General features: G+C 75.2%; 13 protein-coding genes. 4 read left to right on the top strand and 9 right to left on the bottom strand.

Annotation, left to right across the window (positions count from 1 at the left end; translation table 11 throughout):
• Positions 1-4 precede the first annotated feature (4 nt).
• From murD to rsmH, 7 genes are all read right to left on the bottom strand, one after another.
• On the bottom strand, positions 5-1,432 hold the full coding sequence (gene murD / locus ACX9I7_RS08380) for a UDP-N-acetylmuramoyl-L-alanine--D-glutamate ligase (RefSeq protein WP_459386935.1): 1,428 nt from the start codon (positions 1,430-1,432) through the stop codon (positions 5-7).
• Complete coding sequence (gene mraY, locus ACX9I7_RS08375; RefSeq protein WP_189455224.1) at positions 1,429-2,493, bottom strand: phospho-N-acetylmuramoyl-pentapeptide-transferase; 1,065 nt, start codon at positions 2,491-2,493, stop codon at positions 1,429-1,431. The genes murD and mraY overlap by 4 nt, the downstream gene beginning before the upstream one ends.
• A complete protein-coding gene (locus ACX9I7_RS08370; RefSeq protein ID WP_387574266.1) occupies positions 2,493-3,914 on the bottom strand; it encodes a UDP-N-acetylmuramoyl-tripeptide--D-alanyl-D-alanine ligase in 1,422 nt (473 codons plus the stop codon). Before ACX9I7_RS08370 ends, mraY begins: the two co-directional genes overlap by 1 nt.
• A gap of 65 nt (positions 3,915-3,979) precedes the next feature.
• Positions 3,980-5,674, bottom strand: coding sequence for a UDP-N-acetylmuramoyl-L-alanyl-D-glutamate--2,6-diaminopimelate ligase (locus tag ACX9I7_RS08365; RefSeq protein WP_459386934.1), 1,695 nt, complete (start codon positions 5,672-5,674; stop codon positions 3,980-3,982).
• Between the two features lie 15 nt (positions 5,675-5,689).
• On the bottom strand, positions 5,690-7,588 hold the full coding sequence (locus ACX9I7_RS08360) for a peptidoglycan D,D-transpeptidase FtsI family protein (RefSeq protein WP_387574270.1): 1,899 nt from the start codon (positions 7,586-7,588) through the stop codon (positions 5,690-5,692).
• A 7-nt stretch (positions 7,589-7,595) separates the two neighbouring features.
• On the bottom strand, positions 7,596-8,216 hold the full coding sequence (locus ACX9I7_RS08355) for an FtsB family cell division protein (RefSeq protein WP_387574272.1): 621 nt from the start codon (positions 8,214-8,216) through the stop codon (positions 7,596-7,598).
• Complete coding sequence (rsmH, locus tag ACX9I7_RS08350; RefSeq protein WP_126913741.1) at positions 8,213-9,172, bottom strand: 16S rRNA (cytosine(1402)-N(4))-methyltransferase RsmH; 960 nt, start codon at positions 9,170-9,172, stop codon at positions 8,213-8,215. The genes ACX9I7_RS08355 and rsmH overlap by 4 nt, the downstream gene beginning before the upstream one ends.
• Positions 9,173-9,582: 410 nt before the next feature.
• Between rsmH and ACX9I7_RS08345 the strand changes: the two genes are divergently transcribed.
• From ACX9I7_RS08345 to ACX9I7_RS08330, 4 genes are all read left to right on the top strand, one after another.
• The gene (locus tag ACX9I7_RS08345) at positions 9,583-10,146 is read left to right on the top strand and encodes a beta-class carbonic anhydrase (protein WP_459386933.1); all 564 of its coding nucleotides are present in this window, start codon (positions 9,583-9,585) and stop codon (positions 10,144-10,146) included.
• Positions 10,147-10,348: 202 nt separating this feature from the next.
• Entirely contained in the window at positions 10,349-11,395 is a 1,047-nt protein-coding gene (locus ACX9I7_RS08340; RefSeq protein ID WP_459386932.1) for an AAA family ATPase, read from the top strand.
• On the top strand, positions 11,395-12,972 hold the full coding sequence (locus ACX9I7_RS08335) for a DUF58 domain-containing protein (protein ID WP_459386931.1): 1,578 nt from the start codon (positions 11,395-11,397) through the stop codon (positions 12,970-12,972). The genes ACX9I7_RS08340 and ACX9I7_RS08335 overlap by 1 nt, the downstream gene beginning before the upstream one ends.
• The gene (locus ACX9I7_RS08330) at positions 12,969-15,356 is read left to right on the top strand and encodes a transglutaminase TgpA family protein (RefSeq protein WP_459386930.1); all 2,388 of its coding nucleotides are present in this window, start codon (positions 12,969-12,971) and stop codon (positions 15,354-15,356) included. The genes ACX9I7_RS08335 and ACX9I7_RS08330 overlap by 4 nt, the downstream gene beginning before the upstream one ends.
• Before the next feature lie 121 nt (positions 15,357-15,477).
• On the opposite strand, the gene ACX9I7_RS08325 is transcribed toward ACX9I7_RS08330, so the two are convergent.
• On the bottom strand, positions 15,478-15,888 hold the full coding sequence (locus tag ACX9I7_RS08325; RefSeq protein ID WP_189455239.1) for a DUF3040 domain-containing protein: 411 nt from the start codon (positions 15,886-15,888) through the stop codon (positions 15,478-15,480).
• Positions 15,889-16,146: 258 nt separating this feature from the next.
• Positions 16,147-16,902, bottom strand: a complete 756-nt coding sequence (locus tag ACX9I7_RS08320) for a methyltransferase (protein WP_459386929.1) — start codon at positions 16,900-16,902, stop codon at positions 16,147-16,149.
• Positions 16,903-17,047: the final 145 nt, after the last annotated feature.

Below are 17,047 nucleotides of genomic sequence, written 5' to 3'. Positions count from 1 at the left end.
CGGGCTACGCGTCCGTGCCGCGGCCGGCGGTCAGGGCCCGCACCGCCTCGGCGAAGGCCTCGCCGCGCTCGTTGTAGTTGGTGAACATGTCCATCGACGCACAGGCCGGGGCCATGAGGACGGTGTCCCCCGGGCCGGCGAGCCGCGCCGCCTCGCGGACCGCCTCGGCCATCGCCCCAGTGTCGGTCCGGTCGAGGTCCACCACCGGCACATCCGGGGCGTGTCGCGCCAGGGCTTCCCTGATCAGCGCCCGGTCGGCCCCGATCAGGACGGCTCCGCGCAGCCGCTTCGCGGCGGAGGCGACCAGATCGTCGAAGGTGGCGCCCTTGGCCAGGCCGCCGGCGATCCACACGATCGACTCGTACGCCGCGAGGGACGCCTGGGCGGCGTGGGTGTTGGTGGCCTTGGAGTCGTCCACATAGGCGACGCCGTCGGCGTCGGCGACGTGGGCGATGCGGTGGGCGTCGGGCCGGAAGGCGCGCAGCCCGTCGCGGACGGCCCGGGCGTCGACGCCGAAGGCGCGGGCCAGGGCCGCGGCGGCCAGGGCGTTGGCGATGTTGTGCGGCGCCGGCGGGTGGACGTCGGAGACCTCGGCGAGCTCCTGCGCCTGCTGCCGGCGGTTCTCCACGAAGGCGCGGTCGACGAGCAGGCCCTCGACGACGCCGAGCATGGAGGGGCCGGGGGCGCCGAGGGTGAAGCCGATGGCGCGGCAGCCCTCCTCGACGTCGGCCTGCTCCACCAGGCGCTCGGTGCGCGGGTCCTCGACGTTGTAGACGCAGGCGATCGTGTTGCCCTCGTAGATCCGGCCCTTGTCGGCGGCGTAGGCGCGCATGGAGCCGTGCCAGTCGAGGTGGTCGGGGGCGAGGTTGAGCACGGCCGCGGAGTGGGCGCGCAGCGAGGGCGCCCAGTGCAGCTGGTAGCTGGAGAGCTCGACGGCGAGCACGTCGTGGGGCTCGTCGCCGAGCACCACGTCGATGATCGGGGTGCCGATGTTGCCCACGGCGGCCGTGCGGAGACCCGCGGCCTTCAGGATGGAGGCGAGCATCTGCACGGTGGTGGTCTTGCCGTTGGTGCCGGTGACCGCCAGCCAGGGCGCGGCGTCGGGGCCGCGCAGCCGCCAGGCGATCTCGACGTCGCCGACGACGTCCACGCCCGCCTCGGCGGCGGCCGCGAAGAGCGGGCTGTCGGGCCGCCAGCCGGGCGAGGTGACGACGAGGTCGGTGCCCTCGGGCAGGGTGGCGGCGTCGCCGAGGCGGACGGTGATCCCGGTGGTCTCCAGGGAGGCGGCGCGCTCGCGCAGGGCCTCGCTGTCGCCGCCGTCGACGACGGTCACGCCCGCGCCGAGGCCGGCCAGGGCGCGGGCGGCGCTGACGCCGCTCACACCGAGGCCGGCGACGGTGACGCGCTTGCCGCTGAACTCCGCGGTACTCACTTGATGGCCAACCATCCGGCGTAGAAGATTCCGAGTCCGACGGCCACGCACAGGCCCTGGATGATCCAGAAGCGGACCACCACAAGGACCTCGCTCCACCCCTTGAGCTCGAAGTGGTGCTGGAGCGGGGCCATCCGGAAGACACGCTTCCCGGTGAGGCGGAACGAGCCGACCTGGATCACCACGGACATGGTGATGAGGACGAACAGACCGCCGAGGAGGGCGAGCAGCAGCTCCGTGCGGGAGCAGATCGCCAGGCCCGCGAGGGCGCCGCCGAGGGCGAGCGAGCCGGTGTCGCCCATGAAGATCTTGGCGGGCGAGGTGTTCCACCACAGGAAGCCGAAGCAGGAGCCCATCAGGGCCGAGGCGACCACGGCGAGGTCGAGCGGGTCGCGCACCTCGTAACAGGCGGCGCCGGCGGTGAGCGAGTTGCCGCACCACTGGCCGTGCTGCCAGGTGCCGATGAAGACGTAGGCGCCGAAGACCATCACGGAGGCGCCGGTGGCCAGGCCGTCGAGGCCGTCGGTGAGGTTCACGCCGTTCGACATCGCGAGGATCATGAACAGCGCCCAGATCACGAAGATCACGGGGCCGACGGACCAGCCGAAGTCCTGGGTGAAGGACAGCCGCGTGGACGCCGGGGTCTGGCCCCGGGTGTCGGCGAACTGCAGCGCGAGGACGGCGAAGGCGATGCCGACGATCAGCTGGCCGGCCATCTTCGCCTTGGCGCGCAGACCGAGGCTGCGCTGCTTGACGATCTTGATGTAGTCGTCGAGGAAGCCGACCAGGCCCATGCCGGCGGTCAGGAAGAGCACCAGCAGGCCCGAGGTCGTGGGCGCCTTGCTGGTGATCACCTTGGTGACGGCGTACGCGATCAGCGTGGCCAGGATGAAGGCGATGCCACCCATGGTGGGCGTGCCCTTCTTCCCGGCGTGGCCGCGCGGGCCGTCGTCACGGATGAACTGGCCGTAGCCCTTGCGGGCGAGGAACTTGATCAGCAGCGGGGTGCCGATGAGGGTCAGGAACAGACCGATGACACCCGCGAAGAGGATCTGGTTCATCAGCCGGCGACCTCGCCGTCGACCGCGAGCAGCGCCTCGGCCACCCGCTCCAGCCCCGCCGACCGGGACGCCTTCAACAGCACGACGTCTCCCGGGCGCAGCTCACTGCGCAACAGGTCGACGGCCGCCTGCGCGTCGGACACGTGCACCGACTCCTCACCCCACGAACCCTCGTTATAGGCGCCCATCTGCAACCAGGCCGCTTCCCTGCCCCCGACTGCCACGAGCTTGCCGACATTGAGCCGGACGACCAGCCGTCCGACCGCGTCGTGCTCGGCGAGTGACTCCTCGCCCAGCTCGGCCATCCGACCGAGTACTGCCCACGTCCGTCCACCCCTAGCCCGGGCGGCTTCGCCCATCGCGGCCAGCGCGCGCAGCGCCGCTCGCATGGATTCGGGGTTCGCGTTGTAGGCGTCGTTGACGATCGTCACGCCGTCCGCGCGCTCGGTGACCTCCATGCGCCAGCGGGAGAGCTGACCGGCCCCGGAGAGCGCGGCGGCGATCTCCGCTACGGGCATGCCCAGCTCATGGGCGACGGCGGCCGCGGCGAGCGCGTTCGACACGTGGTGCTCACCGTACAGCCGCATGGTCACGTCGGCGCACCCGGTGGGTGCGTGGAGCGTGAAGGAGGGCCGGCCGAAGTCGTCGAGCCGGACGTTCTCGGCGCGGACGTCCGCGTCCGGGGACTCGCCGAAGAGGACCACCCGGGCCTTGGTGCGGGCGCTCATGGCGCGCACGAGGAGGTCGTCGGCGTTGAGCACGGCGATGCCGCCCTCGGCGGCGGCGGGCAGCACCTCGACCAGCTCGCCCTTGGCCTCGGCGATCGCCTCGCGGCCGCCGAACTCGCCGATGTGGGCGGTGCCGACGTTGAGGACGAGGCCGACGCGCGGCGGGGTCAGCCCGGCGAGGTAGCGGATGTGGCCGATGCCGCGGGCGCCCATCTCCAGGACGAGGTGACGGGTGTCCTCGCCGGCCATCAGGGCCGTGACCGGCAGGCCGATCTCGTTGTTGAAGTTGCCGGGCGTCCACACGGTGGGGCCGAGGCGCTCCAGCAGCTGGGCGATCAGGTCCTTGGTGCTGGTCTTGCCGGCCGAGCCGGTGAGCCCGACGACGGTGGTGCCGAGCCGCTCCACGACGGCGCGGGCGAGGGTGCCCAGCGCCTCGACGACGTCGGGGACGACGATCGCGGGTACGCCGACGGGACGGGCGGCCAGTACGGCGGCCGCGCCGGAGGCGATGGCGCGCTCGGCGTAGTCGTGGCCGTCGACGCGGTCGCCGGGCAGCGCGGCGAAGAGGCTGCCGGGCCGCACCTCACGGGAGTCGATCACGACCGGGCCGGTGGCGATGAGCCCCGGGTCCGGTATGTCGTGCTGCTGTCCGCCGACGATCGCGGCGACCTCGGCGAGGGACAGTGCGATCACCGGAGGTCACCTCCTGCCGTTCGGAGGAGCTGCCGGGGGGAGGGTTGTGCGCGCATGGCGGTTGGTCATCCCTGGTCGTTCCGGTGCGTGATGGCCGCTTCACGGTGCTCGATGGCCTCGCGCAGCACCTGGCGGTCGTCGAAGGGGCGTACCACTCCGGCGATGTCCTGGCCCTGTTCGTGGCCCTTGCCCAGGACCAGGACGGTGTCGCCGGGTTCGGCGCGGGCCACGGCGGCGGCGATGGCGGCGGCGCGGTCCTCCATCAGGAGGACGGTGCCGCGCTCGGCGGCGGGCACCTCGGCGGCGCCCGCGAGCATGGTGGCGAGGATCGCGAGGGGATCCTCGGAGCGGGGGTTGTCGGAGGTCAGTACGGCCGTGTCGGCGAGGCGGGCCAGCGCGCGGCCCATGGGGGCGCGCTTGGTGGTGTCGCGGTCGCCGCCGCAGCCGAGCACGGCGTGGACCCGGCCGCTGCCGACCGCGCGCAGGGCGCGGAGAACCGATTCGACGGCGTCCGTCTTGTGCGCGTAGTCGACGACGGCCAGGTAGGGCTGGCCGGCGTCCACGCGCTCCAGCCGGCCGGGGACGCCGGGGACGGCCGCGACGCTGTCGGCGGCCGCCTGCGGCTCCGCGCCCGCGGCGACGAGCGCGACGATCGCGGCCAGGGCGTTGGCGACGTTGAACGGGCCGGCGAGCGGCGCCCGGGCCGTCGCGGAGACGCCCTCGGGGCCGAGCACGGTGAACGTGGAGTCGAACGGGCCGATCTCGACGTCGGCGGCGCGCCAGTCGGCGTCCGCGCGGCCCTCGGCGGAGAAGGTGATCACCGGGACCTCGGCCTCGCCCGCGGCGAGGCGGCGGCCGTACTCGTCGTCGGCGTTGACCACGCCGAGGCGGCTGCGCTCCTTGGTGAACAGCTCCGCCTTGGCGGCGAAGTAGTCCTCCATGCCCGAGTGGAACTCCATGTGCTCGGGGCTGAGGTTGTTGAAGACGGCGACGTCGAAGACGCAGCCGTCGACGCGGCCCAGGCGCAGGGCGTGGCTGGAGACCTCCATGGCGACCGAGCGGACGCCGCGCTCGCGCATCACCGCGAACAGCGCCTGGAGGTCGGTGGCCTCGGGGGTGGTGCGCTCCGACTTGACCCGCTCGTCGCCGATCCGGGACTCCACCGTGCCGATCAGGCCGGTGGGGCCGCCCATGGCGCGCAGGCCGCCCTCGATCAGGTAGGCGGTGGTGGTCTTGCCGGAGGTGCCGGTGATGCCGACGGTCAGCAGCTCGCGGGCGGGCTCGCCGTAGATCGTGGCGGCCAGGGCGCCCATCCGCTCGCGCGGGGCGGCGACGGTCAGCACGGGCAGGCCGGTGGCGCCGACGCGCTCGGCGCCCGCCGGGTCGGTCAGCACGGCGGCGGCGCCGAGGCCCGCGGCCTGCGCGGCGAAGTCCGCGCCGTGGAAGCGGGCGCCGGGCAGGGCGGCGTAGACGTCGCCCGGGCGGACGGCGCGCGAGTCGTGGGTGATCCCGGTGACCGCGACGGCCGACGCGCCCTCGGGGGCGGCGATGCCCAGCTGAGCGGCCAGCTCCGCGAGGGGCACGGGACGGACCCGGGTGGGGCGGGGCGCTCCCGGGGACACGGCGGGCGCGTCCTGGGAGGTCGTGTGGGACTGATCAGCGTGGGGCACGGCGGTGAGCGTACCGGGCGTACCCGCCTCGTCGCGAAGCGAGGGGCGTCGCCGGTCGTGGTTCCCCGGGTCGGGAGTGATCGTCGTCACGGCCGGCCCGGCTCGCTAGTAGCTCACCGGCAGCCGCGGCGGCCGGGTGCCCGACGGGGGCACCTGGAGGGTCTTCAGCGCGAACTCCATGACCTGCTTGAAGACCGGTCCGCAGACCTGACCGCCGAAGTAGCTGCCCTTGGTGGGGTTCTGGATGGCGCAGTAGACCGTGATCCGGGGCTGGTCGGCGGGGGCGAAGCCGGCGAAGGAGGCGGTGTAGCCGTGGTAGCGGCCGGTGGTGGGGTCCACCCGGTTGGACGTGCCGGTCTTGCCCGCGACCCGGTAGCCGGGGATCTTGGCCTTGGTGCCGGTGCCCTCCTGGTCGTCGACGACCGACTCCAGCATCGCGGAGAGCTGCCGGGCGGTCTTCTCACTGATCACCCGGGTGCGGGGGGGCGTCGGGACGGGGGTGAAGCGGCCGTCGGGCCCCTTGGCGCCGCGCACCAGGGAGGGCTGTACGCGCTCGCCGCCGGCCGCGATGGTGGAGTAGACGGAGGCGGCCTGGACGGCGTTGAGGGAGAGCCCCTGGCCGAAGGGGATGGTGTAGGCCCGCGAGGACTTCCACTCCCCCGGCCGGGCCAGCAGGCCGGGCGTCTCCCCGGGGAAGCCGAGGCCCGTGGGGCGGCCGATGCCGAACTTGCGGAGGTAGGTGTAGAGGACCTCGTTGGCCTCCTCGCGGGTCTTGCCCAGCTGCTCGCTGGCGAGGATCGTGCCGATGTTGCTGGACTTGGCGAGCACCCCGTTCAGCGTCAGGTGCCAGGTGGGGTGGTCCACGTCGTCGGCGAAGGCGCGGTCGGCGCGCGGCAGCCGGTTGGGGACCTCCACATGGGTGTCGGGCGTGGCGACGCCTTCCTCCAGCACGGCGGCCATCGTCATGATCTTGCTGACGCTGCCGGGCTCGTAGGCGTCCTGGAGGGCGGCGTTGCCCAGCGCGGAGCGGTCGGCGTGCTCCAGGTCGTTGGGGTTGTAGCCGGGGGCGTTGGCCATGGCCAGGATCTGTCCGGTGCGGGTGTCCTGGACGACGACGTAGCCCCGGTCCGCGCCGGACTCGCGGACCTGCTTGGCGACGGCGTTCTGGGCGGCCCACTGGATGTCGCGGTCGATGGTCAGCTCCACGTCGGAGCCGGGCACGGCGGCCTGTTCCTTCAGGTCGCCGGTGGGCACCTGCCGGCCGCCGGACTGGGCGTAGACGCGCTTGCCGTTCTTGCCGGCGAGGGTCTCGTCGAGCAGGGCCTCCAGGCCGCCGCTGCCCCGGCCGTCGCCGTTGACGAAGCCGAGGAGGCCGGCGGCCAGGTCGCCGTTGGGGTAGACGCGCTTGCTGTGGGACTCGCGGTTCACCCCGGCCAGGACGTTGGCGCCCTCCTTGCGGCGGGCCTTCTCCGCCTGCGCCTTCTTCAGCTCCGAGATCTTCTTCCAGACCTGCGGGGTCTGCCGGCGGGCCAGCACCACGTACTTGGACTTGGGGTTGGCGGTCAGCTTCTGCTCCAGCACGTCCGCGTCCTCGCCGAGGACGGGGGCCAGCAGCCTCGCGGCCCGCGCGGCCGCGCCCTCGGTCTTGATCCGGTCGGGGGCGAGGAGGTCGGGGGCGGCGGTGATGTCGTAGGCGTCGACGGTGGTGGCCAGGTCCACGCCGGTGCGGTCGGTGATGGCGCCGCGCTCGGCGGCCAGCGTCACCGGGATGTAGCGGTTGACGTTGGCGCGGGCCGCGTAGGCGCTGGCGTCGACGGCCTGCACCTGGAGGAGCCGGACCGTGAAGACCAGCAGGACGAGCGTGAGACCCACGCCGATCGCCCGCAGCCGGGGCCGGGGGTTGCCCAGCCGCAGGGAGCGGTCACCGGGGCGGGGGCGCGCCGGCCGGGCGACGGGGCGCGCGGGCCCGGGAACCGGGCGGCGGGGCTGCCTGGGCGCCGTCACGACTCACCTACCTGACCTGTTGGGGGTTCCCGCCCACCGGGGCCGGGGGGAGGGCCGGGTGGGGCTGTGGCTGCGCCGGGGCGCCGGCGGGCCGCCCGTCGGCCGGGGGCTGTGCCGCCGGGGCCTGGGCGGCCGGGGACGGCGCGTCCCCGCCGCGGAGCACGACGGGCGGTTGCCCGGGCGGGGCCGGGGCGACGAGGGGGTCGGGGGCCAGCGGGGGCAGGCCCCGGGGCTCGGGGGGCGCGAAGGCCGCCGGGTCGGCGGGGTTGGCGGTGGTCGCCGGGGCGGGGGCACCCTTGACCGTCCCGTCGGGCAGCAGGAAGGCGGGGCTGCCGCCGGGGATCATGCCCAGCTCCCGGGCGCGGCGCTCCAGCGCGTCCGGGGCGGCGAGCTGGTCGACCTCCTGCTGGAGCGCCTGCTGCTCGTCGGTCAGCTCGGTGGTGGTGCGCTGGAGCCGGCTGAGCTCGAAGGATCCCTGGTTCAGGGAGGAGTTCAGCAGCAGCAGCGAGATGAGGCCGGAACCGAGGAGCACCACGACCAGCAGGACGAACGGCGTGCGCTTCGCCCCTGCGGGTCCGGCGGGCAGCAGCCGCACCAGGCGGCCGCCCCGGCGTCCGGCCGGGCTCACCGGATGTCCTCGCGGATGCGCTCGGCGCCGCGCAGCCGGGCGGGGGCGGCCCGCCGGTTCTCGGCGATCTCCTCCTCCGTGGGCAGCTCCGCGCCGCGCGTCAGCAGCTTCAGGCGCGGCTGGTACTGCTCGGGCACCACCGGCAGGCCGGGCGGCGCGGTGCTCGTGGCACCGGCGGCGAAGACGCCCTTGACGATGCGGTCCTCCAGCGACTGGTAGGACAGCACCGCGATCCGGCCACCGACGGCCAGGGACGCGACGGCGGCCGGGATGGCCGCCTCCACGCTGGCCAGCTCGGCGTTGACCTCGATGCGCAGCGCCTGGAAGGTGCGCTTGGCGGGGTTGCCGCCGGTGCGCTTGGCGGCCTGCGGCAGGGCGTCGCGGATCAGCTCGACGAGGCGGGCGCTGTTGCTGAAGGGCTCCTTCGCCCGCTCCCGGACGATGGCTGAGACGATGCGTTTGGCCTGCTTCTCCTCGCCGTACTGGCGCAGGATGCGCACCAGCTCGCCCGGCGGGTAGGTGTTGAGGACCTCGGCGGCGCTCATACCCGTCGTCTGGTCCATGCGCATGTCCAGCGGGGCGTCCTGCGCGTAGGCGAAGCCGCGGTCGGCCTCGTCGAGCTGCATGGAGGAGACGCCGAGGTCGAACAGGACGCCCTGGACCTTGGGGATGCCCAGGCGCTCCAGCACCTCGGGCAGCTCGTGGTAGACGGCGCGCACCAGCGTGGCGCGGTCGCCGTAGGGGGCGAGCCGCTCACCGGCGAGCGCGAGCGCCGTGGGGTCGCGGTCGAGGGCGACGAGCCGGGCGTCGGGGAAGGTCTTGAGCAGCGCCTCGCTGTGCCCGCCGGCGCCGAGGGTGCAGTCGACCACGACGGCTCCGGGCGCGGTCAGCGCGGGGGCGAGCATGTCCAGGCAGCGCTGGAGCATGACGGGGACGTGTCGCGCGTTGCTGCTCATGCGCCCTTCTGAGATACGGGGAGGCGCGGCGCGGCGTACCGCCGGGTCCCCGCCCGCTCGAAGGGGAACGGACGTTCCGGCGCCGGGGAAGTGACGCCGGGCGACCGGGAGCGGGAGGAGGCCGAGGGGTACGTACGCACCGTGCCACGTGGTGGTTCTTCGGTTCCGGGGAGCGTTCCGGGGAGCGTCACGCCTCCCACTTCGCGCCACTTTAGTCCACTCGCCCCCGCGGTCAATCAACCGGCCGGTGCGTGCGCGTCCCACCGCCCGGGCGGCGGTGGCCCCCGGCGGCACGAGGGGCTCCGGCGGGGCGGCGGGGCGGGCCCGGTGAGCGGCCGGTTACCGAGCGCTGCCCTGGTCAGGGGCGGTCGCGCGTGCGCGGGAGCCGGTCAGCGGCTACGTTCATCCCTATGCCCATATCCGCGTCACAGTCCCCCACGCCCGGCACCGGCCAGGACCGCACGGACTCCCCGGAACCCACCGTCACCGACCGGCTGGTACAGGCCAATGCCCAGTACGCCGCCGCGTTCGCCGACCCGGGCATGGACGCCCGGCCCGTGCTGAAGGTCGCCGTGGTCGCGTGCATGGACGCCCGTCTCGACCTCCACGCGGCCCTGGGCCTGGAGCTGGGCGACTGCCACACCATCCGCAACGCGGGTGGCGTCGTCACCGACGACATCATCCGTTCCCTCACCATCAGCCAGCGCGCCCTGGGCACCCGCTCGGTCGTGCTGATCCACCACACCGGCTGCGGTCTGCTGGACCTCACCGAGGACTTCCGGCACGACATCGAGGCCGAGGTCGGCCAGCGGCCGCCGTGGGCCGTGGAGGCGTTCAAGGACCTCGACCAGGACGTCCGCCAGTCCATGCAGCGGGTGCGGACCTCCCCGTTCCTGCCCCACCGCGACGACGTGCGGGGCTTCGTCTTCGACGTGACGACCGGCCTGCTGCGCGAGATCGACCCGCGCCCCTGACCGCAAGCCCTGTGGACAACTGGCGCGGCACGCGCCGCACCAGTTGTCCACAGGCGGTGACGCCACGCCGTGCGGACGGCCAGAATGCGTAGGGACGCCCGGCCGCCACGCGGCCCCGGGCGCCGCAGCGGGGTGGGCCGGCCACGCGCCGCCGGAGTTTCCGGCGGGCCTTCCGGCCCTGTGAAGGGCCGAGGAGGGCCGGGTGACGACGTATGACGAGCGAGCCAGCCACGGGGGTCCGCCCGCTCCGGCGGAGCCGGGCGGAGCGGCGGGGCCGACCGCCGCGCTGACCGCCACCGCGGAGCGGGTGCGCCGCTCGGTGGAGAGCGTGATCGAGGGCAAGCCGGAGGTCGTGCGGCTGGCGCTGACCGTGCTGCTCGCCGAGGGGCACCTGCTGATCGAGGACGTGCCGGGCGTGGGCAAGACGATGCTCGCCAAGGCGCTGGCCCGGTCCGTCGACTGCTCGGTGCGGCGCATCCAGTTCACCCCGGACCTGCTGCCCTCCGACATCACCGGCGTGAGCGTCTACGACCAGCAGCGCCGGGACTTCGAGTTCAAGCCCGGCGCGATCTTCGCGCAGATCGTCATCGGCGACGAGATCAACCGCGCCTCGCCCAAGACCCAGTCGGCGCTGCTGGAGTCGATGGAGGAGCGCCAGGTCACCATCGACGGGCACACCTACGAGCTGCCCAGCCCCTTCATGGTCGTGGCCACGCAGAACCCGGTCGAGATGGAGGGCACGTACCCGCTGCCCGAGGCCCAGCGCGACCGCTTCATGGCCCGGGTGTCCATCGGCTACCCGGGGCCGGAGGCCGAGCTGCGGATGCTGGCCTCGCACGGCGCCCTCTCCCCGCTGGACGATCTCCAGCCCGTCGCCCACGCCCATGAGATCGGCAAGCTGATCGAGGCGGTCCGCGCGGTGCACGTCGCCGAGCCCGTCCTGCGCTACGCGGTGGACGTGGTCGGCGCCACCCGGCAGCACCCCGAGCTCAGACTCGGCGCGTCGCCGCGCGCGACGCTCCATCTGCTGCGGGCGGCGAAGGCCGCGGCGGCGCTGGCCGGGCGGGAGTTCGCCCTGCCCGACGACGTCCGGGCGCTGGCGGTGCCGGTGCTCGCCCACCGGCTGCTGCCCACGGCCCAGGCCCAGCTCGGCCGGCGCACCGCCGAGCAGATCGTCGTGGACATCCTGCGGCGCACCCCGCTGCCCGACCCGTTCGGCCGGCAGCCGCCGGGCGCGCGGGGGCTGTGATGCCCGCCCCGGGCGGCCCGCCCGGCGACGAGGAGGACCGCGGCGGGCTGTGGGCGGCGTTCGGCGGGCTGACCACCAGGGGCCGCTCCTTCCTGGCGGCGGGCGTCGCCGCGACGGCCTGCGCCTATGTGCTGGGCCAGGAGAACCTGTTGCGGGTGGGGCTGCTGCTGGCCGTGCTGCCCGTGGTGTGCGTGGCGGTGCTCCACCTCACCCGGCACCGGGTCACCGGCAGCCGGCGGCTCGCGCCCGCGCGCGTGCCCGCCTCCGCCGAGGCCCGGGTGAGCCTGCGCGTCGACAACGTCTCGCGGCTCCCCACCGGCCTGCTGATGCTCCAGGACCGGGTGCCCTATGTGCTGGGCCCGCGCCCGCGCTTCGTCCTGGACCGGATGGAGCCGGGCGGGCGGCGCGAGGTCTCCTACCGGGTCCGCGCCGATCTGCGCGGCCGCTACCCCCTGGGCCCGCTCCAGCTGCGGCTGACGGACCCGTTCGGGATGTGCGAGCTGACCCGGGGCTTCAGCGCCTACGACACCCTGACCGTCGTGCCGCGCGTCGACCGGCTGCCGCCGGTGCGCCTCGGCGGCGAGGCGGCGGGCCACGGCGACGGCCGCTACCGCGTCCTCGCCCTGGCCGGGGAGGACGATGTCATTCCGCGCGGCTACCGGCACGGCGACGATCTGCGCCGGGTCCACTGGCGCTCCACCGCCCGCTACGGCGAGCTGATGGTGCGCCGCGAGGAGCGGCCCCGGCGCGCCCACTGCACGGTGCTGCTGGACACCCGGGCCGTCGCCTACGAGGGCGCCGGGCCCGGCTCGCCCTTCGAGTGGGCCGTCTCCGGGGCGGCCTCGGTGGCATCGCACCTGATGGAGCGGGGTTTCACCGTCCGGCTGCTGACCGACACGGGCAGCGCCCTGCCGGGCCACGACGCCTCCTCCGGCGGCTACGCGAGCTCCTCGCCGGACCCGTCCGGCGCCGCCGGGCTGATGCTGGACGCCCTCGCCGTGATCGACCACTCCGAGGGCAGCGGCCTGTCCCCCGCCCACGACGCGCTGCTCGGTGCCGGCGGCGAGGGCCTGCTGGTGGCGTTCCTCGGCGACCTGGACGAGCCGCAGGCGGCCCTGGCCGCCCGGATGCGCCCCCGTGGCGGCACGGCGGTCGCCTTCGTCCTGTCCACGCCCACCTGGTCGGGCGCCCCCGAGGGCGACCCGGCCTACCACGAGGCCGAGGAACGCCTGCGCGTCCTGCGCGACGCGGGCTGGACGGCCCTGCCCGTCGCCCCCGGCGCGGCACTGCCCGACCTGTGGCGGCTGGCGGGAGCACCGGGCTCTGCGGGCGGCGGATCGGGCGGCCCGTACGGCGTGGGCGCGTACGACGCGCCGGGCGGCCCGTACGGCGTGCCGGGCGCCGCCCTGGCCGACGGGTACGGCGCGGGTGGGTACGGCACGGCGACGGCCCCGGGGGCGGCGGCCGACGGCACGACGGCCGGCCCGGCGCGGGCGGTCGCGGCAGGCGGTGGCGCCGCAGGCGGTGGGGCGACGGGCGGCGGTGCCCCCGGCGGCGGGGCGGGGGGCCGGGCGTGAGCGGGCGGTCGCGGCTGGCGGTGTGCGGGGTGCTGGCCACCCTGGGGGCGGCCTGCGCGATGCTGCCGCTGGTCGAGCGGACCGTCTGGATCCTCCAGGCCGCGCTGCTGCTGTGCGTCCAGACGGCGGTCGGCGTGGCGGCCCGCCGCGTGCCGCTGGCCCGGTGGCTGACGGTCGCGGCGCAGGCCCTCGTCGTCCTGCTGCTGCTCACGCTCGTCTTCGCCCGCGAACGGGCCGTCGGCGGGATACTGCCGGGCCCCGACACCTTCGAGGAGTTCGGCCGACTGCTGCGGCAGGGCGTGGACGACGTCGGGCGCTACGCCATCCCGGCGCCCGCGACGACGTCCATCCGGCTGCTGCTGGTCGGCGGCGTGCTGGTGGTCGGGCTGGTGGTGGACGCCCTGGCGGTGACCTTCCGCGGCGCGGCCCCGGCGGGCCTGCCCCTGCTGGCGCTCTACTCGGTCGGCGCCGGGCTGTCCAAGGGCAGCGCGGACTGGCTGTGGTTCCTCATGGCGGCCGCCGGCTATCTGCTGCTGCTCCTGGCCGAGGGCCGGGACCGGCTCGCGCGCTGGGGCAGGGTGTTCGGCGGCGGGGCCGCCGGCGCCCCGCCCGGCGTCGCCGCCGGCCTCGCGGCGGGCGGCGGCCCGGCCCTGGCCCCGGTGCGCACCGGGCGGCGCATCGGGGCGCTCGCGCTGGGGCTCGCCCTGGCGCTCCCGGTCGCGCTGCCCTCGATCGGCGGCGGGCTGCTGGCCGCGCGCGGCGCGGGCGAGGGCCCCGGTTCCGACGGCGGCACCATCTCCGCCGTCAACCCGCTGGTGTCGTTGCAGAACAGCCTCAACCAGCCGGAGAACCGGGAGCTGCTGCGCTACCGCACCTCCGCGCCGTCCGTCCAGGACCTGTACCTGCGCATCGTCGCCCTCGACCGGTTCGACGGCGCGTCATGGCGCGCCTCCGAGCGGCGCATCACCGATGTGCCCGACCCGCTGCCCACCCCCGCCGGCCTGACCACCGGGGTCCGTACGGCCCGTATCGGGGTCTCCGTCGCGGCCTCCGACGGCTACGGCCAGAACTATCTGCCCCTGCCCTATCCGGCCGAGCGGGTGCGGGTCCCGGGCCAGTGGCGGTACGAGCCGGAGGGCCGGGCGCTGGTCGGCGACCACGGCCAGACCACACGGGGCGTGCGCTATCAGGTGGCGGGGCTGCTCGTGGAGCCGACGGCCGCTCAGCTCGCCGCCGCGCCCGCGCCCCCGGAGCAACTGCTGCGCGAATACACGCGGGTGCCGCCCGCGATGCCCAAGGTCGTGGCGGAGACGGCCCGGAAGGTGACCGCCGGCGCGGCCGACTCCTACCAGCAGGCGGTGAAGCTGCAGGACTGGTTCGCCGCGAGCGGGGGCTTCCGCTATGACACGGAGGTGCGTTCGGGCAGCGGCCCCGACGCCATAGCGCGCTTCCTGGAGGAGAAGCAGGGCTTCTGCGTCCACTTCTCCTTCGCCATGGCGGCCATGGCGAGGACGCTGGGCATCCCCGCGCGCGTGGCGGTCGGCTTCACCCCGGGCACCCCGCAGCCGGACGGCACGGTGTCGGTCGGCACCAAGGACGCCCACGCCTGGCCCGAGCTGTACTTCGAGGGCGCCGGGTGGACCCGGTTCGAGCCCACGCCCAGCCGGGGCACCCCGCCCGAGTACACGGTCGCGCAGGCTCCTTCCGCCCCCGACCCGGGCGTCCCGGCCCCGGAGCCCGGCCGGAGCAGGGCGCCGCAGCCGGCGCCCTCGGCGGACGGCGGCTGCCCGCCCGAGCTGAAGAAGGTCGACGGCTGCGGCGGCGTCGTACGGCTGGAGGCGGGCGAGTCCTCCGGCGATACGTCGCCGCTCACCCTGGCCGTCGTGATCGTGGCAGCGCTGGCCGCGCTGCTGCTGCCCGCGCTGCCCCACCTGTGGCGGAGGCGGGAGCGCGCCCGGCGGCTCGACGGCCGGGCCGGGCCGCGCCCGCTGGCCGCCTGGCGCGAGCTGACCGACTCCGCGTGGGACTACGGCATCCCGCCGGACGACTCCCTGACCCCCAGGATGGCGGCGGCCCGCATCGTCCGGGACGCGCGGCTGGCCGGGCCGCACGCGGAGGCCGTGGGGCGGCTGGCGACGGCGGTCGAGCAGGTGCTGTACGCGCCGTCGCCGCCGCCCGCCGGGGCGACGGCCGGCGCCGACGTCGAGGCCGCCCGGGCGGGCCTGCGGGCCTCGGCGGGGCGCCGGGCGCGGGTGCGGGCCGTGGTGGCGCCCCGGTCGGCGGTGCGGGTGGTGTGGGCATGCGCCGGGTTCTGGGCGGGTGTCCGGTCGGCGGCGAGGGCGCGCCTGCGGCGGCTGATCCCCCGCTCCCGCCCCTTCCCCTGACCGGGGCTCCGCCCCGGACCCCGGGCGCGGCCCGCATACGCCCGTGGGGCCAGGACGTCCGTCCTGGCCCCACGGGTAAAGACAACACGCGTAAAGACAACACGCGTAAAGGCAAAGCGGGCTAGTGCCCCTGCTCATCCCGTCGCCGCTGCCATCGCTGCTCGATGCGGTCCATCATGCCGCGCCGACGGCCGACCGGCCGCCGCGCCATGCCCGGACCACCGGGCCCGCCGGGACCGCCGACGCGCCGGACGCCGGGCCTGGGCGCCTTGCGCCACCCCGTCACCGCGAGCACGGCGCAACCCAGCATGACGAGGAAGCCCGCCACGCTGATCCAGATCCGCTGGGTGACCATTCCGGCCATGAGGAGCGCGATGCCCACCAGAAAACCCGCGACCGCCTGGTAGACCCGTCGCCGGGTGTACGTGCGCAGGCCGCTGCCCTCGAGCGCTGTGGCGAACTTGGGATCTTCGGCGTACAGCGCTCGCTCCATCTGCTCGAGCATGCGCTGCTCGTGCTCCGAGAGCGGCACGGAGTCCTCCTACTCGTCGGTCGCGGGGGGCGACCGGGTGCGACCCTTTCAGGATAGGCAGGGAATCGCCCCCGTGAAACCCGCCCCTCTGCGCCAATTCGGCCACCGGCCCCGGTGTGGCGATCGATGCCGTCGGGACGTACATTCCCTGCCTGCCGATCGGCCATGCCGGACGGTGTCCCCCGATCATACGGGGCGAACGAGCTGATCGGGTGGGGTCCGCCCGAGGTGGGGACGAGGCGGGGACGGGGGGTCGCGTCAGTCCCGCTCGGCCAGGACGTGCAGCTGCGTGGCGATGGAGTGGAAGGCCGGCAGTTCGGCCGCGGCGGCCTCCAGCCGCAGCAGCGCGTCCAGCGCGCCGGGCTCGTGGTCGACGAGCACGCCGGGCACCAAGTCGGCGAAGACGCGCACGCCGTGCACCGCGGAGACCTCCAGGCCCGCGTCGCCGACGAGGCCGGAGAGCTGCTCGGCGGAGAAGCGGCGGGTGAGCGGGTCGCCGGCGCCCCAGTGGCCGGAGGGGTCGGCGAGGGCCTGGTGGGCCTCGGTGAAGTGCCCGGCGAGGGCACGGGCGAGCACGGCGCCGCCGAGGCCGGCGGCGAGCAGGCTGAGGGTGCCGCCGGGGCGGAGGGCGGCGACGACGTTGCGGACGCTGTCGGCGGGGTCCTCGACGTACTCCAGCACGCCGTGGCAGAGCACGACGTCGAATCCGTCGCGGTCGACGACGTCGAACAGGCCGTGGGCGTCGCCCTGGACGCCGCGCACCCGCTCGGCGACCCCGGCCTCGGCGGCCCTGCGCTCCAGCGCGAACAGCGCGTTGGGGCTGGGGTCGACGACGGTGACGTGGTGGCCGAGCCGGGCGAGGGGCACCGCGAACTTGCCGGAGCCGCCACCGGTGTCGAGGACGTCCAGGGCCCCCCGTCCGGCGGCCTTGACCCGGCGGTCGAGGGCGTCCTTGAGGACCTCCCAGACCACGGCGGTACGGAGGGACGCCCGGGGGCGCAGCGGGTCTGACACGGCGGGTGACTCCTCGGCGGGTGACTGCGGGTGACTGACGTCGGGCGGCACCAGCCTAATGGGCCGGGCAGCACCACCCCGCACCTCTCGCCACGCGCCCTCCCGCATCGGTGCGAACCGGCCACGACCTGCGCGAACTCCCGCG

The organism is Streptomyces sp. L500 (assembly GCF_054551825.1).
Note: the sequence above shows the minus strand (reverse complement) of the source record. Positions and strands in the feature narration are given on the sequence as shown.

Coding starts and splice junctions, on each gene's coding strand:
- mraY (WP_189455224.1), bottom strand. CDS start 2,493: ATGAACCAGATCCTCTTCGCGGGTGTCATCGGTCTGTTCCTGACCCTC.
- rsmH (WP_126913741.1), bottom strand. CDS start 9,172: ATGAGCAGCAACGCGCGACACGTCCCCGTCATGCTCCAGCGCTGCCTG.
- ACX9I7_RS08345 (WP_459386933.1), top strand. CDS start 9,583: ATGCCCATATCCGCGTCACAGTCCCCCACGCCCGGCACCGGCCAGGAC.
- ACX9I7_RS08335 (WP_459386931.1), top strand. CDS start 11,395: ATGCCCGCCCCGGGCGGCCCGCCCGGCGACGAGGAGGACCGCGGCGGG.